Annotated in this window: 15 protein-coding genes and 1 tRNA gene; 3 read left to right on the top strand and 13 right to left on the bottom strand. The window is 55.9% G+C overall.

Annotated features, from left to right (window positions below; all coding sequences use genetic code 11):
- Positions 1-6: 6 nt before the first annotated feature.
- The gene (locus tag I9187_RS07795) at positions 7-2,019 is read right to left on the bottom strand and encodes a dynamin family protein (protein WP_171235135.1); all 2,013 of its coding nucleotides are present in this window, start codon (positions 2,017-2,019) and stop codon (positions 7-9) included.
- Positions 2,020-2,021: 2 nt separating this feature from the next.
- Positions 2,022-2,444, bottom strand: a complete 423-nt coding sequence (locus I9187_RS07790; RefSeq protein ID WP_171177033.1) for a hypothetical protein — start codon at positions 2,442-2,444, stop codon at positions 2,022-2,024.
- A 714-nt stretch (positions 2,445-3,158) separates the two neighbouring features.
- Between I9187_RS07790 and I9187_RS07785 the strand changes: the two genes are divergently transcribed.
- Together I9187_RS07785 and I9187_RS07780 are read left to right on the top strand one after the other, a co-directional pair.
- Positions 3,159-3,243 (top strand) — tRNA-Leu (locus I9187_RS07785).
- A gap of 106 nt (positions 3,244-3,349) precedes the next feature.
- A complete protein-coding gene (locus I9187_RS07780) occupies positions 3,350-4,342 on the top strand; it encodes an IS30 family transposase (RefSeq protein ID WP_209509268.1) in 993 nt (330 codons plus the stop codon).
- A 96-nt stretch (positions 4,343-4,438) separates the two neighbouring features.
- Here I9187_RS07780 and phoB read toward each other — a convergent pair whose 3' ends face one another.
- The 10 genes from phoB to I9187_RS07730 form a co-directional block, all read right to left on the bottom strand.
- Positions 4,439-5,128, bottom strand: a complete 690-nt coding sequence (gene phoB, locus I9187_RS07775) for a phosphate regulon transcriptional regulator PhoB (protein ID WP_171090046.1) — start codon at positions 5,126-5,128, stop codon at positions 4,439-4,441.
- 12 nt (positions 5,129-5,140) lie between these two features.
- Complete coding sequence (gene phoU, locus I9187_RS07770) at positions 5,141-5,842, bottom strand: phosphate signaling complex protein PhoU (protein WP_171090044.1); 702 nt, start codon at positions 5,840-5,842, stop codon at positions 5,141-5,143.
- A 16-nt stretch (positions 5,843-5,858) separates the two neighbouring features.
- A complete protein-coding gene (gene pstB / locus I9187_RS07765; protein WP_171090042.1) occupies positions 5,859-6,656 on the bottom strand; it encodes a phosphate ABC transporter ATP-binding protein PstB in 798 nt (265 codons plus the stop codon).
- Between the two features lie 12 nt (positions 6,657-6,668).
- Positions 6,669-8,000, bottom strand: a complete 1,332-nt coding sequence (gene pstA / locus I9187_RS07760) for a phosphate ABC transporter permease PstA (protein WP_209509267.1) — start codon at positions 7,998-8,000, stop codon at positions 6,669-6,671.
- Positions 7,997-9,469: a phosphate ABC transporter permease subunit PstC gene (pstC, locus tag I9187_RS07755; RefSeq protein ID WP_171174013.1), complete on the bottom strand. Its 1,473-nt coding sequence runs from the start codon at positions 9,467-9,469 to the stop codon at positions 7,997-7,999. The genes pstA and pstC overlap by 4 nt, the downstream gene beginning before the upstream one ends.
- A gap of 93 nt (positions 9,470-9,562) precedes the next feature.
- The gene (locus I9187_RS07750) at positions 9,563-10,603 is read right to left on the bottom strand and encodes a substrate-binding domain-containing protein (RefSeq protein ID WP_171090036.1); all 1,041 of its coding nucleotides are present in this window, start codon (positions 10,601-10,603) and stop codon (positions 9,563-9,565) included.
- A 193-nt stretch (positions 10,604-10,796) separates the two neighbouring features.
- On the bottom strand, positions 10,797-11,843 hold the full coding sequence (locus I9187_RS07745; protein WP_171238858.1) for an ATP-binding protein: 1,047 nt from the start codon (positions 11,841-11,843) through the stop codon (positions 10,797-10,799).
- A gap of 28 nt (positions 11,844-11,871) precedes the next feature.
- Positions 11,872-12,396 (bottom strand): gamma carbonic anhydrase family protein, encoded by a 525-nt coding sequence (locus I9187_RS07740; protein ID WP_171174017.1) that lies wholly within the window; start codon positions 12,394-12,396, stop codon positions 11,872-11,874.
- Entirely contained in the window at positions 12,393-13,034 is a 642-nt protein-coding gene (gmk, locus tag I9187_RS07735; protein WP_171090030.1) for a guanylate kinase, read from the bottom strand. The genes I9187_RS07740 and gmk overlap by 4 nt, the downstream gene beginning before the upstream one ends.
- 17 nt (positions 13,035-13,051) lie before the next feature.
- The gene (locus I9187_RS07730) at positions 13,052-13,942 is read right to left on the bottom strand and encodes a YicC/YloC family endoribonuclease (protein WP_171174019.1); all 891 of its coding nucleotides are present in this window, start codon (positions 13,940-13,942) and stop codon (positions 13,052-13,054) included.
- A 245-nt stretch (positions 13,943-14,187) separates the two neighbouring features.
- Between I9187_RS07730 and I9187_RS07725 the strand changes: the two genes are divergently transcribed.
- Positions 14,188-14,862, top strand: a complete 675-nt coding sequence (locus tag I9187_RS07725) for a PAS domain-containing protein (protein WP_171174021.1) — start codon at positions 14,188-14,190, stop codon at positions 14,860-14,862.
- A gap of 61 nt (positions 14,863-14,923) precedes the next feature.
- Here I9187_RS07725 and I9187_RS07720 read toward each other — a convergent pair whose 3' ends face one another.
- Positions 14,924-16,294, bottom strand: coding sequence for a 3-deoxy-7-phosphoheptulonate synthase class II (locus tag I9187_RS07720; RefSeq protein WP_171174023.1), 1,371 nt, complete (start codon positions 16,292-16,294; stop codon positions 14,924-14,926).
- Positions 16,295-16,303: the final 9 nt, after the last annotated feature.

Genomic DNA, 16,303 nt, shown 5'->3' with positions numbered 1-16,303 from the left:
TTCTACTTATGCCGCTTCGTTGCTTAGATCTTTTAGGATGTCACCCAGAATCTCATCTTTGGATTTCTGGGGCTGCAAACCCGCCATGGCCGCTGCAGTTTGACCTGCGTTTTTATCGGCCGTCGACGAAATGCTCAGCAGAGTTTCCTTCTGCTCGCGCATAAAGTCTGTCAGGGTTGCGCGGACGTTTTCCAGCACCGCGGCAATCTGGTTTTCCTCGATATCTTTAGTGATCGAGTTGGCCTCGGATGCAATCAGACGTGTGTAGTCCGCAGCGTAGGCTTCAAAGCCTTTGCGCCTTTGCCACCATCGCCGCCACCAGGTGCTTTGCAGATCCAGAGCAATGGTCCGACCGATGCCAAGAGGCGGCGGGACGCGGGGCACAATGGGTGCTTCAATGCTGAACTCGCCCAGATGGTTGCCCAATATCTTTTGGTACAACGCCTCGACATCTGCCGCAGCGGTTCCATACAACGCTCCAGCATCCTTACGCATTGCGCGAGCAAAGCTGAAATAAGCTGCCTTTTGCAGTGTGCGTAACCCAGCCGGGTCGTATTGCCATGTACCTTGTTCGCCGTTCTTCTCAAGATGGGCGATCAAAGAATCCGTTGCCCGTTTGACAAAGTTGGCTTCGGCTGCGCTTAGACGTTCCAACACCTTGTCACGCAGGGCATTTGTCAGCTCGGCCGCTTTCTTTTCATATTCCGCTGCCACGGTGTTGATTGCATCTTCAGGCGATACACCTTCCAAATCCCTCGAAATGCCTTCACCGTCGGACAAGTTCTTTGCAACTGCTGTGGCACGGATTTGGCTGGCGATGTTGCGCGCGCGATGACGCACACGATCCATCAACCGCGCTCCGGCCCCTTCAGCAATGCGCTCATTGATGGCCAAAAGCAGATCGGGCAGGCCGGACAAGGCCCAAATCTTATCCAGTGAAGGTGCCTGATCCCCGAACCCAGCGGCCAGGTAGAACGTGTTCAGTGCCTCACGCGACTCTTCGGTCAGAATGTCCGGGTTTCCGGTCAAGGCTGCTTCGGCCCACAAAGCACTGCCAAACACGACGCTGGTATTGGTGTCGATGTTGTTCTGCTTCAGCGTATCCTGAATGCGGTCGCGGATTTCAGGCACTTGATTGACTGGATCTGAAAGTTCATCGATGCGGTTGACGAACAGGACAATCTGGCGGTTCTCAAACTGCGCAATAATGCGCATCAAAGCCATGTCCATGGTGGTTAGCGCCTGACTTGCGGCCAGAACGACGACACAAACCTCAGACCCTCGCAGACTGCGCAGAGTGATTTGTTCGCGCACCATGAATGTGTCGTTCACACCGGGTGTGTCGCAGAGCTTGAGCGCGATCGGATATTGCGGGATGTCCATGTACAGCTCAGCTGACTTCGTGACATCAGCAAACCGTCCGGTTTTTGGATCGATATCCGGATCGTCTTCGTCGCCCAAGCAAACATAGCGTTGGATCAATTCCTCATCGAAATGATCATACTGATGGCTCTGACCAAGAATCAGGTCGAAATGCTTGCCCAAACGCTCTTCGGATTTGGCTTTCATGTCACCGATCTGGCGGCGGATGTCGTCCATCTCGTCATCCGCACCCGCTCGGTTCGCCAATTCGCCCAAACGACCGCCGCCGACCATCAGGTTGTCCCATTCTTCCTGCTCAAAGAATGTGAACTTGGCTTTGGTGTCGCCTGGCGGACGCGTGTTGATGTTCAAGGTCGTGACAACCGACGTCCAAGGGTTGACGTCTGAGGGTAACAGGGCAGGGCGCCCGGCCAGAATATTAACAATCGACGACTTGCCTGCCTTGACCTGGCCCACCATCGTGATGCTGGCGGTGAAATTTTCCATTCGCGTCTTGAGGGTGGCCAGCCGCGCCGAGGAGCGCGCATCTGCCACCTCAGTCAATTGATCGATCTGCGCCGTCAGCGACGACATAGCAGAGGTCATCGGAGCCAATGCCTCGTTGCCAACAGACAAAAGGTGATCGTTGCGCGCCATGCTTAACCTCCGGTTCCCGTAGCAGCAATCTGGGGTTCGTGCGACACGCGCCCCGTAGGTAGGCCTGTCAATGTGTCAATACGTGCGATCAAATCCAGCGCGTTGCCCAGAATCTCGGCTTCGGCACGTGGGGTAATTGTTTCGTAGGCTTTGGAATCCGCCAGCACTTCGATAGAGCTGAAGCGATCACCGTTCTCAAGTCGCGCCACGCGGCGCCCTGTCGGGAAACCCAGAGATTTCGCCGCCGGCAAAGGCATCCGGGCGTTTGCCAGCAGATAATGTTCACCTGAATGGGTGCGCAACGAAATACCAAAGCCCGTATTTGGATAGTCCCGGTTCAGAGTTTTGAGTTCGCCAAGAAAGCTCTCGCGAGCGAAAAAGACAGCGTCTTGCTCGGCGGCAACGGAGGAATTCAGATCGGTCACAGCAGAAAACCTTGTACTGGAGTTGAGCAGAAAACTCGTACCGGTGCCAAATTGGCGAAAAAGACTCATTAACTCCTTGCAACCAAGAAGAACCTTCAAGGCGGTCTTAATTTGACGCGAATAAGATTTTTTGGCGGTTGAAATGTGGCGGCAACATGGCAGAGCCAACCTAAGAATGCCTCAACCTTTGCGAGTATATTGCTTTCAACCAGTTGGTGCAGTCGCTTCTGCCGACCATTTTGCAGGGTTGGCTTGTCGACTGTGAACTACCGTTCAGTAATTAATTGAAAATACTAATTTATTGGATGAGCATGTGGCCGAGCGCTCGATTTTTGCGGTGCCAGATACGCTAGTCATGGGTGTGTTTTATCCTACTTCGACATCCGAAAACCACAACGTACTTGCGGAAGACTGAGCGTCTTCTCAACGTAAGCGCGTTCGCATTGCGAATTGATCGGAGTGCCCCATTCACCGCAAACTTGTGGAAGCTTTGCTTTGAAAAATGCCGATGTCTGGTCGAGTCAACCGCACGCGATCAACCCTCATCAAGGTATATGTCTTCCGAACCAACGACGCGTTTCACGCAGGCCAGAACCGATAATCCCTATCAGTTCCATTCAAGTGAACAAACTTGCTGTTTCGTAAATTTTACCTCTCGCACTCGGCATCAAGCTTTGTTAAGAGCGCAGCAGTACGGCGCTGAAGCGCATGGTTGCGGGTGTGGCGAAATTGGTAGACGCACCAGATTTAGGTTCTGGCGCCGCAAGGCGTGGGGGTTCAAGTCCCTCCACCCGCACCAAATTTAACATAATCATGATTATACCACGCATATACATTCAAGGGGCACATTCTAAACTCGGTTGCGACAAATCCCCTATCTTGCTGAAAAGCAAGGAGAACGGAAATTGGCACATACGGAATTGAATCTGCACGAGCGGCGCGCCATTGAAGACATGTTGAACGCAAAGATGCCCATAAGCAGGATCTCTACCGAGATTGGCAGGCATCGATCCACGATCTATCGGGAGATCAATCGGAACCGTTTCGAAGACTCGGCACTGCCACAACTGAGCGGCTACTATGGTGTCACTGCGCAACGAACGGCGCAGTCCAGGCGGGCGCGGCGGCGCAAGCTGATCCGGCTGGAAAAGCTGCGCGCGCATGTCATCGACCGTTTGATTGCAGGTTGGACACCGGAACAGATCGCGGGCCGCCTTGGTTACGACAATCAGCCTTTTCGGGTCAGCCACGAGACGATCTACGCCTATATCTACAGCTCCGAAGGCCAATCCGAACAACTGGCGCGCCATCTGCCGAGCCGACGCAAGAAACGCCGACCACGTTACGCCAGACGGCCCAGAGGTCAGGTTTTCCCACCGGATCGGTCCATTCACCAGCGCCCAGAATGTGTAAAAACACGCGAAGAATTCGGTGATTGGGAAGGCGATCTGATGATCTTCGAGCGTCACACTGGCAAAATGAATGTCGCCTCGTTGGTCGAGCGAAAGACCCGGTTCGCTGTTCTGTTCCGCAACAACGACCGCAGTTCAATGCATTTCATGAACAAACTGATGGATGTGATGGAACCCCTGCCCCAACCAGCACGACGCTCGATTACATTTGATCGGGGCTTTGAATTCCGAGAGTGGCGAAAGCTTAAATCCGGCATTGGCACGGAGAGTTGGTTTTGTGATCCGCAGGCACCGTGGCAGAAGGGATCGGTCGAGAATCTGAACAAGCGGGCCCGCCGATATCTTCCGCGCGACACCCAGCTCGCGGCGCTCTCAAATCGCAAAATGAAGGCGATTTGCGACCGCCTGAACGGAACCCCCAGAAAGTGCCTCGGATGGCAAACTCCAACCGAGGCATTCAGAGATGAATTGATGAAACTGAGATAGCGGAAAACGTCGCAACGACCCTTGAGACTTCTGTATTTAGATGCTGTCATCCCGTCAACAAGTGCTCGCAAGCTCTTGGTTTAAAAGCCTTTCAGCTCATCCGAGTGCGTACCCTGCGCCGCGTACGGTCCGCACTGGATCTTCACCGCCATGTTGCGTCAACGCTTTGCGCAGCCGTCCAATGTGGACATCAACAGTTCGGGTATCCACATAGATGTCTCGGCCCCAAACGCGGTCCAGCAATTGTTCGCGGCTCCAGACCCTGCCCGGCTTTTCCATGAAGGTGCTAAGCAGACGGAACTCTGTTGGACCGAGTTTCAAAGGTTTGCTGTCTCGGCTGACTTTGTGTGTCTCAGAATCCAGAACGATGTCGTCAAACTCCAGACGTATCCCAACCGTTGCCGGACGAACCCGGCGTAGCTGTGTGCGAACGCGCGCCATCAATTCGACAACAGAGTACGGTTTCACCACGTAGTCGTCCGCACCGGTTTCCAGACCACGCACTTTGTCGACTTCTTCAGTGCGCGCCGACAGCATGATAATCGGGATCGAACGTGTCTCGGGACGACTTTTCAGGCGACGACAAACTTCGATCCCGCTGAGGTTCGGCATCATCCAATCCAGAACGATGATATCCGGACAATCTTCGTCTACCAGCAGCATGGCCTCATCGCCGCTGGCGGCTTTCGAGACGCGAAACCCTTCTGCTTCGAGGTTGTAGGCCAGCACTTCGCGTTGCGCCAGTTCATCCTCAACCACCAGAACTGTCGGTTGATCTGCGGACATCTCGGTCGTCTCCTACACGGTTTGCGACGTTGTGTCGGCCTTGGGCCGTGCCTCGGTTGGGCGTTCTCCGGTGACCAGATAGACCACCTGCTCGGCAATCGAGGTGACGTGATCGCCCATACGCTCGATGTTCTTGGCGATAAAATGCAGGTGCATACAGGACGAGATATTGCGCGGATCCTCGGCCATGAAGGTCAGAAACTCTCGGAACAGCCCATTATACATCTGGTCGACATCTTCATCGCGGTTGATGACATCGGTCGCCAGTTCCGCATCGCGTTGAATATAGGCATCCAGCGCATCGCGCAGCATCCGCTCGACTTCGCGCGCCATGCGGCGCAGGGCTGCGGCACTTCCGTTGATCTCGCCCGCATCGACCAGGACCGTGGTGCGTTTGGCGATGTTCTTGGCATAATCACCGATCCGCTCAAGATTGCCCGAGACTTTCAGGACAGACAGAACCAACCGCAAATCGCTGGCTGTGGGCGCACGCAGTGCGATCAGGCGCGCGGTTTCTTCGTCGATGATATCTTCCAGCGCATCGATGGCTTTGTCGCCTTGCCGCACTTGCTGCGCCAGTTCCACATCGCGGGTCTCTAACGAGCGCGCGGCGCTCATGATGGCGGCTTCGACAAGGCCGCCCATCTTCATGATATGCGCTTGGATCGCCTCGAGATCGCGATCGAATACGGATGCAATATGTTGTTCGCTCATTGTCAAATACCTGAACTCAGCCGATACGGCCGGTGATGTAGCTTTCCGTGCGCGGATCTACAGGGTTGGTAAAGATTTGTCCGGTTTCCCCGAACTCGACCAGATTTCCCAGATGGAAGAAGGCGGTTTTCTGGCTGACCCGTGCAGCCTGCTGCATCGAGTGGGTCACGATCACCACCGAATAGCGCGAGCGCAGTTCGTCAATCAGTTCTTCAACTTGCGCAGTCGCAATTGGGTCCAACGCCGAGCATGGCTCGTCCATCAGCAGAACTTCGGGTTCAGTCGCAACGGCGCGTGCTATGCACAGACGCTGTTGCTGACCACCCGACAGACCTGTGCCGGGCGCGTCCAAGCGGTCTTTTACCTCATCCCAGATCGCGCCACGACGCAGGGATTTTTCAACGATTTCATCCAGTTCTGCCTTGTTCTTTGCAAGACCGTGAATGCGTGGACCATAGGCCACGTTATCGTAGATCGATTTTGGGAACGGGTTCGGCTTTTGGAACACCATGCCCACCTTGGCGCGCAGCTGAACCGGGTCAACGCGTTTGTCGTAGATGTCTTCGCCATCCAGCAGGATATCGCCTTCGACCCGGCAGATGTCGATGGTGTCGTTCATCCGGTTCAGACAGCGCAGAAACGTGGATTTGCCGCAGCCCGACGGGCCGATAAAGGCGGTCACAGTCTTGTCTTCAATCGCAACATCCACGTCTTTGATGGCATGGGTGTCGCCGTAATAGACCTGAACCTTTTTGGCGTTGATCTTGATGTCTTTGGAGTCCACGGCTCTCTCCACTCGTGTCATATCGTTCATTGTTGCCCCCTCTTACCAGCGGCGTTCAAAGCGGCGGCGCAGGATGATTGCGATGATATTCATGGTCAGCAGGAACATCAAAAGGATGATAATGCCGCCCCAGGCTTTCTCATAAAACCCAACATCGGCGCGCGCGGCCCAGGTGTAGATCTGCGCTGGCATGGCCGAGTTCGGCTCGGTGAAGCCAGCGACGAAGCCATCGGGATATCCGCGGGCCACAAAGCCCACCATGCCGATCAGAAGCAACGGTGCGGTCTCGCCCAGGGCTTGCGCCAGACCAATGATGGTGCCGGTCAGAATACCCGGTGCGGCCAGCGGCAGAACGTGGTGGAACACGGCCTGCATTTTCGAGGCCCCTACCCCCAACGCCGCGTCACGGATCGACGGGGGAACTGCCTTCAGCGAAGCGCGGGTCGAGATGATGATTGTCGGCAACGTCATCAGGGTCAGCACCAGACCACCGACCAAGGGCGCCGATTGCGGCAGATGCATAAACTGGATGAACACGGCCAGACCCAGAATACCGAACACAATCGACGGAACAGCGGCGAGGTTCGAGATGTTCACCTCAATCAGGTCAGTAAATCGGTTCTGCGGTGCGAATTCCTCAAGGTAAATCGAAGCCGCGACACCGATGGGCAATGACAGCGCCAAAACCACCAGCATCATGAAGAACGAACCAACAACCGAAGCGCCGATGCCCGCCCCTCCGGGGTTGTCCACGCCCGAGTCTGCACCTGTAATGAAGGGCCAGTTAAATGCCTGTTTGATGATCCCCGCCTCTTTCAGCGCATCAACCAGATCCAAGTCGCTCAGTTGCAGAAAGCGGCTGTCTTGCAGGGTGTCACGTGAAACGCGACCCTTGAAGTATCCGTCAACCCGGCTTGAGGCGGCCAGATCGAACTGTACCGCTTCCCCCAGTTTGTCTGGGTTGTCCGCGTAAAAGGTGCGGATCGTGCCACCCACTTTACCCAAAAGACGCTCAATCGCGTCCTGATCGAAATCGACGGTGACACCGCTTTCGGTCAACTGATCGTTCAGCGCACCGATAAACAGGTCGGAATAGGCTTTGGTCTTGAACAGAGTGCCTTCCGCTTCGTCGCGTTGTGCCGGCGACAGAGTGAACTCGACGCTCACGACGGTACGCTGAAAGGCCGGGATGCCCTGCGACAAAATCGAAGCGAACAGCACGATCAGAAAGAAAAGCCCGGTCGCGATTGCAACGATGCCGTAGACCCGAAAGCGTTTTTCTGCATTCGCTCGCTTCTTTGTCCGTGCTTCCGTGGCCATCAAAGAAGTCGCGTGGCGGGTCGTGTTCGGGCTGTCCATGCTTGCGTCGGTCATTCGTACTGCTCCCGATACTTACGCACGATGTAGAGGGCAAAAACGTTGAGCCCCAGCGTGAGGATGAAAAGGGTCATGCCAAGGGCAAAGGCGACTAGCGCCTCGGGCGAGGCGAAGTCCGCGTCGCCGGTCAACTGACTGACGATTTTGGCGGTGACGGTTGTCATTGCTTCAAAAGGATTGAGGCTGAGCCGGGCGGCGGCCCCTGCCCCCAAAACCACGATCATGGTTTCACCGATCGCCCGCGATGCCGCCAGCAGGATCGCACCCACGATACCGGGCAATGCGGCTGGCAGAACAACTTGGCGAATGGTCTCGGATTGGGTCGCACCCAAACCGTAAGATCCGTCGCGCATCGCCTGAGGTACCGCGTTGATGATGTCGTCAGACAGAGACGAAACAAATGGGATCAGCATGATCCCCATCACAATACCGGCGGTCATTACGGCTGTACCTGCCTTCATCCAGCCCAAACCGTTATCGCCGAACACGTCCAGCAAAAGCGGGCCGACAGTCAACAGGGCAAACAGACCGTAAACGATGGTCGGGATCCCGGCCAGAACCTCAAGCAGCGGCTTTGCGACAGAGCGCACGCGGGATGAGGCGTATTCGCTGAGGTAAATCGCGGCAAACAGTCCGATAGGAACAGCCACCAGCAGAGCCACCAGCGAGATATAGAACGTGCCCCACAGCAGAGGAATGATCCCTAGATCCGATGCGCCGCCGCGGCCCGAAAAGCTGGGCGCCCAGGTTGTCCCAAAGAAGAAGTCAGACGCGGGATAGAGCTTGAAGAACTCCCACGTGTTGAAGACCAGCGACAGAACGATTCCGATGGTCGTCAGAATCGCGATAGATGCCGCAGCCAGAAGCAGAAAGCGTATCCCCTGCTCGACCACGTTGCGGGCACGGTAGTCGGAATGTGTCTGAAACCAACTGATTGCGGCTCCAATCAGAGCCACCAGAATGACCGCACCCGTCATGATCGCGTAACCGGTGGAGTTCATGGCGCGGTAGCTTTGTGCAGCTCGCAGAACTGGCTGAGTGATCTCGGACGTCACCACCTGCCCGGCATCTTTCAGGCGTTGCGTCACGTCGGTTACGTCCGCGCGCGCGTTGCGGGCCTGATCTTCCGAAAGTACGCCGGCGGCCACAGCGTTGTTCAGCCCGTCCGCCGTGCGGCGTACTTCAGCCATAACCAGGCTTAGTGACGAGCCTTCTTTGACGGAAGTCTCTGGGATCATTTCGGAAACCTGAGACGACACGTAAAGTGGCTGTGCCAGCAGCCAAATGATCAGTAGACCAAAGGCGGGGACAACGGCCTTGAGGGCTACATTTGCACCGTAGTAAGTTGGCAGCGAGTGCAGGTTCCTGCTGTCTCCACCGGCGCTTTGCAAGGCGCGTGCGCGTCCTGACACATAACCGACTGCGGCGATCGCAAGCACGATCAGAAAGAGCCATAGTATCGGCATGACACCCCCGTAAGGTCTTGGCTGGGAATTTCGGAAAACACAGTTGGGGGCGGCATAAGTTGCCGCCCCCGGTTATTCAAGCCAAAGGCGGGATTAGCTTCCCGAACCCATGGTAACTTCGTTAGCGATGGCGTCCTGGGTCTTGGCCAGCTCAGGATCTGCAACCAGGCCGTAGTTGGCCAGAGGGCCGGAACCGCCTGCGATTTCGTCAGCAGTAAAGAACTGTGCGTATTCTTTCAGGCCAGGGATCACGCCGATATGCGCTTTCTTGACGTAGAAGAACAGCGGACGCGACACAGGGTATTCACCCGACGCGATGGTCTCGGTCGACGGTGCGATACCGCCCATGGTGGCCACTTTCAGCTTGTCGGTGTTGTTCTCATAGAACGCCAGACCGAACACGCCGATGCCGTTGGGGTTGGTGTCGATACGCGCCAGAGTTTCGGTGTAGTCACCGTCGATGTCGACCGACTTACCGTCGGTGCGGACGTCCAGGCATGCGTCTTCGGCGTCATCCTCGCTCATGCCGCCTGCAACCATGGCTTCCATGGCACCAGTGGCTTCGCAGCCTTCCAGCAAAACTTTGTCTTCGAACACTTCACGGGTGCCGTGCTTGGTGCCCGGGATGAACATTGCGATTTCAACGTCCGGCAGATCGGCGTTGAACTCGGCCCAGCTGTTGAAGCTGTTGTCGACCAATGCGCCGTCTTTCATGACTTTCGAACCGATGGCGTTGTAAATGTCGGCAGGCTCGAACGCAGTGAAGGCAGGGCCCGACTGCTGGCTGGCAAATACGATGCCGTCATAACCGATGCGGACTTCCATGATGTCGGTCACGCCGTTTTCGGCACAGGCTTTGATTTCTTTTTCGCGGATTTTACGCGATGCGTTTGCAACGTCGATGGTGTTTTCGCCAACACCCTCACAGAAACGCTTCAGACCGGCCGAAGAGCCGCCGGATTCTACAACCGGGGTCGGGAAGTCGGTGTTTTCACCGAACAGTTCAGCAACAATCGAAGCATAAGGCAGAACGGTCGACGAACCGGCAACCTGTACGTTGTCACGGGCAGCAGCAGTGGTTGCCGAGACGGCAGCAATCGCCAGCGCAGAAGCCGACAGTTTTACAAAGGACATTTCAGTCTCCCTGAAAAGGTATGTTTGATCACCCCCATGATGATCCTGCGCGAACCCCTAGGCCGCATGCGTAAGCCTTTTGTGACAAGTGTGTAACGGTTTTATGACAACATGCGTTTTGTAACGCTTTACTTGTCGTAAAGTGATCCGACTGGGCGAAGCGGCGGTTTTTAAAGTCCGCTCTGGCAACGCGTCACCGTGGCAAAATCACCGTAAAAACAGAGCCTTTTCCCAATTCGCTCTCAACTCTTAGCCGTCCCCGGTGCCGGTTGACGATGTGTTTGACAATGGCAAGCCCAAGCCCTGTTCCCCCCAGTTGCCGGGATCTGTGGCTGTCCGCGCGATAGAATCGCTCTGTCAGACGTGGCAGATGAATCGGATCTATGCCGGGGCCTTTGTCGATGACCTGAACCCGCACCGACGGCCCCCTCAGCGCAGTGTCTCGTTCCATGGACAAAACGCGTACTGTCACGTTGCCGCCGCTGCCCCCGTATTTTATGCCGTTTTCGACGAGGTTGGTGAAAACCTGACGCAACTGGTCGCTGTCGCCGGTGACCGACACCGGTCCGTCCTGCGCTTCGAGTACCAAGGCCACGCCTGCGTCCTCGGCCAGAGGGCGCACTGAGTTCAGAATGGATTGTAACAGCCCCGTTAGTTCTAGCTGTTCAATGGGTCGGACGCGTTCTTCGCTTTCGACCCGATTGAGAGACAGAAGATCGCCAACCAATCGGTTCATTCTGTTGGCTTCATCCGTCATGATCTGAAGAAACCTCTCCCGCGCGCCTGGATCATCGCGCGCCGGGCCACGTAAGGTTTCGATAAAGCCCATCAACGCGGTCAGCGGGGTGCGCAACTCGTGGCTGACATTGGCCACAAAATCCCGCCGCATCTGGCTGGCGTGTTCCAGATGGGTGATGTCCTGAAATGAGGCCAAAACAGCCCCACCTGATACCGCGCCAACACCGTTCATATAGCGGCAATCAACCTCAAACGTCGTATCCTGCGCGCCGTCATTGGACAGGTGGCGCGTCTTTTTTGTGCTTTTGGTTTGGAGGCTTTGTTCAATGGCTTCCAATACCTGCGGTTGCCGCAGGATCGTGGCGAAGTGGCGTCCGACGATATTCTGACCAAGCAGAGTCTTTGCATCGGTATTGGCGGCAATGATCCGTTCCGTCTGATCCACCATCAGCGCGGGCATCGGAATCGCTTGGACAAATTCGTCTAACAGCTCGGTGGACATGACTTAAAACTCAATTGGCCCGAACGCCTTACGAGACAGGTTTTAAAGTTTTGCGAAACTTGCGCATGTTTTCCTGATAGTGAAGTGCGCTGAGTGTGATGCGTTGCGCCGATGCCTCGTCCAACTGTCGCACAACTTTGCCCGGCGCACCCATGACCAGCGAATTGTCTGGAATTTCTTTGCCCTCGGTGATCAGGGCCCCTGCCCCAATCAGACAATTTCGCCCGATCTTTGCGCCGTTCAAAATGATCGCGCCCATACCGATCAGTGAGTTGTCTCCAATTGTACAACCATGAAGCATGACCTTATGCCCGATCGTGCAGTTTGCCCCGATGGTCAAAGGAAAGCCCGCATCGATATGCATGACGCAATTCTCCTGCACGTTGCTTCCCGCGCCTACGCGGATTTCTTCGTGATCGGCGCGTATCGTACAGCCAAACCAAACCGAGGCACCCTGCTCCAACACCACTTTGCCAATCAGGTTGGCGTCGGGCGCGACCCATGTGTCCTCGTGTAAGTCCGGTGCGTGATCTCCCAAGGCGTAAACGGTCATGACAGGCCCTCGAACTCATTTTGCAATTTGCGCACATGCTGTTGCAGCTTTGGTTGCTGGATACGGCGCATTCGCTCGGCGCTGACAATGGTCTTCAGCTTTTCTTCGGTTGCCTCAAGATCATCATTAATCAGGACATAGTCGTAATAGCCCCAGTGGCTGATCTCATCCCAGCTTTTGAGCATGCGCTTGCCAATGACGTCATCGCTGTCCTGACCACGTGTCTCAAGACGGCGGCGCAGTTCGGGGATCGACGGTGGTAGAATGAAGATCGACAGGGCATGTTTGCCAAGGTCAGAGTTTCTGATCTGCACCTCACCTTGCCAATCAACGTCGAACAGAACATCCTTGCCAGTGTTGATCGAATTGCGCACGGGTTCCGCCGGTGAACCGTAGAAGTTCCCGAAAACATGGGCGTGCTCCAGCATCTGCCCTTCGGCCACTTGTTGCTTGAACTCGTCCTCTGACAGAAAGAAATACTCGCGCCCATGTTCTTCACCGGGACGCGGTGCGCGGGTCGTGGCCGAGATCGAGAATTCCAGATCTGTGTCCCAGGCCATCAGCCGTTTGGCCAACGTGGATTTGCCTGCCCCGGACGGAGAAGACAGGATGATTAAAAGGCCGCGGCGATCCGCCATGTCAGATGTTCCCATTCTTATTCTACGTTCTGCACTTGCTCGCGCATTTGATCGATCACCGCTTTTAGCTCAAGCCCAACAGCTGTCAGATCCGAGCTTTGGGCTTTGGAACACAGTGTGTTGGCTTCGCGGTTGAACTCCTGCATCAGGAAATCCAGCTTGCGGCCGACGGCACTGTTTTTCCCCAACAGATCGCGCGCGGCTTTGACATGTGCTGTTAATCGGTCGATTTCTTCCGTGATATCGGCCTTAACTGCGATCAGGGCCAATTCCTGCGCAACTCGTTCCGGGTCGGCGCCTTGTGAATTGTCCAGCACCCGCGCCAGATTTTCCCGCAAGGCCTGTGCCATATTATCCCTGCGATGTTCGGCCAGTTCTGCCGCTTTCGCGGTCAGCGTGGCGACCTGATCCAGTTGCGTGTTCAGAACCGCTGCCAACGCGGCGCCCTCTGTTCGGCGCATATCCAAGAACGCGTCGACAAGAGCGTCAAATTCAGCCGTGAGGTGGGCAACCAGTGGCCCCGGATCATCTGAATCCGATCCCGCATCCAGCATTCCCTTTAACGCCAACAGGTCTGAGGCCCGCGATGGGGCCAGAGTTATGCCACGCGCCGAGGCCATCTGTTCTGCCTGCTCAAGAGCGGTCAGCGCAGCGTTCATGGCTGTCTCGTTCAGAGCCAGTTCTGGGGCCGAGTCCTCGCGGTTCAGGCGCATCGACAGAGTAACATTCCCGCGGCTGAGGGATTTGGACAGTTTTGCCCGCAGCGCGGCCTCAAGCCCGGTCAGCCAATCCGGCACGCGCAGGCGCATGTCGAGCCCCTTGCCGTTCACACTGCGCAGTTCCCACGTCCAGCTATGTGGCCCGTGCTGCCCCTGTGCCGAGGCAAACCCGGTCATGGATCTGATCATACCCGCCCCTTCATTTGGCCCTGATGCGTCTCACTCATGTCGCACCTAATGCCATTGACCGGTGCAGGGCAAGTATTTGCTGAAAGCGCAATTGTTTGGTTCGAGTTAACCATTCGTTAAAGAATTGCTCCAAAATTGATTTAACCCGAGTCAAACTGCCCAGAGCAATGGTTTGCAGGCTGCCGCTGCTCCCGATGTGTTGCATTTTAGAAAAATGGCAGCCTTTTGGCGTAAGGGTAAAGAAGATGAAAACCTTTTTCGGGATTGGTTCCGGGTCAGAATTTGGAAAGATCGTCGCAATGGATCGCTTTGACAATGGGCGCAGCCTTTCGCCGATCCGCCAGGCCGAGGCGTATTGGACCGCATTACTGAATCGTGACAGTGTCCCGATGCGGTCCCAGATTGACCCGCGCGGTCTGGAAAATATCCTGGAATACACGTTTATACTCGAGCGCATTGCGCCTGGCTTGGCCCGTTTTCGTCTAGCCGGAAGCCATTTGAACGCGCTTGCGGGTATGGAAGTGCGGGGTATGCCGTTGACTGCGTTCTTCCAGCCTGATGACCGCGCAGGCATTAAGGATGTTCTGGAACAAGTGTTCGCGGCCCCTGCTGTTGCCGAGTTGGGCATGACTTCGGGTGGAGTACTTGGTCGCACGCCTATGCAAGCCCGAATGATATTGCTGCCGCTGAAAAGTGATCTGGGCGATGTCAGCCGCGTTCTGGGCGTCATGATCGCTGACGGGGCAATTGGAAAAACGCCGCGGCGGTTTTCAATCTCGGATACGCGGATCAAAATGGTGTCTGACATTCACGTCCAAATCCCAGTGAAACCAACGCCGGCCCATGGGTTTGCGGAAGTCGAGGGAAAATTCAAACACCCTGCCAAGCATTTGCGATTGATCGTGTCACGGGACGATTAGCGTTTCCTGAAACGAAAAACAGCGGACCAAAGGCCCGCTGTTTAAATCTGTTTTTACGCGCTTAACTAGCGACGCGCTTGCTGCCGTTGCGGCGCAGATTTGTCAGTTCTTCTGCCACCAGGAAGGCCAGTTCCAGCGACTGTGACGCGTTCAGGCGCGGGTCGCAGGCGGTGTGATAGCGATCTGACAGATCTTCTTCGGTCACCGCGCGCACGCCGCCGGTGCATTCGGTCACATCCAGACCGGTCATCTCAAAATGCACGCCACCGGGGATGGTGCCTTCGGCCTGATGTACGCCAAAGAAGTCGCGCACCTCACGCAAGACTGAGTCGAACGGACGGGTCTTGTAACCGGTCGCCGATTTGATCGTGTTGCCGTGCATCGGATCACAAACCCAGGTGACCTTGGCCCCTTCTTCCTTCACAGCTTTGACCAGACGCGGCAGGTGCTCACCTGCTTTACCCGCACCAAAGCGCGCGATCAGGGTCAGGCGACCCTCTTCGTTTTCGGGGTTCAGTTTGGACATCAGAACCTTAAGGTCTTCCACGGTCGTTGTCGGACCACATTTCAGACCAATCGGGTTCAAAACTCCGCTGCAGAATTCAACATGCGCACCGTCGGGCTGACGTGTACGGTCGCCGATCCAGATCATGTGACCAGAACCAGCCAGCCAGTTGCCCGAGGTCGAATCCAGGCGCGTCAGCGCCTCTTCATATTCCAGCAGCAGCCCTTCGTGGCTGGTATAGAATTCGACGGTCGAGAATTCATGTGTGGTATCTGCCGTGATCCCGGCCGCTTCCATGAAGTCGATGGTGTCCTGAATACGATCGGCAATCTCGGAGTACTTCTGCACGTCCTGTTCATCTGTGAACCCAAGGGTCCACGAATGAACGCGGCTCATGTCCGCGAATCCACCGGTCGAAAAAGCCCGCAGCAGGTTCAGAGTGGCAGCAGCCTGTGTATAGGCTTGCAGCATCTTCTGAGGATTCGGGATGCGCGCTTCTGGTGTGAATGCCAATTCGTTGATGATGTCACCACGATAGCTGGGCAGTTCCACACCATCCACAACTTCGGTTGGTGCACTGCGCGGCTTGGCGAACTGACCGGCCATGCGGCCGACTTTGATCACCGGGACTTTTGCGCCATAGGTCAGAACCATTGCCATCTGCAGCATCACCTTAAAGGTGTCACGGATCGCATCCGCGCTGAATTGTTCAAAGCTTTCAGCACAATCCCCACCTTGCAGCAGGAAGGCCTCGCCGCGACCGGCGGCACCCAGATGTTGTTTGAGACGCCGCGCCTCACCGGCAAAGACCAGCGGGGGATACTGTGAAAGCTGGGCCTCGACCTTGGCCAGAGCGGCCGAGTCGGTATAGTCTGGCATCTGAACCCGGGGCTTGTTGCGCCAGTTCGATTTTTGCCATTCGGTCATAGCTTTGAT

Origin of the sequence: Ruegeria sp. HKCCE4148 (genome assembly GCF_017872495.1) — a bacterium.
GTDB lineage: Bacteria > Pseudomonadota > Alphaproteobacteria > Rhodobacterales > Rhodobacteraceae > Ruegeria.
The sequence above is the reverse complement of the archived record's forward strand: the minus strand, read 5'-3'. Positions and strand labels throughout refer to the sequence as shown.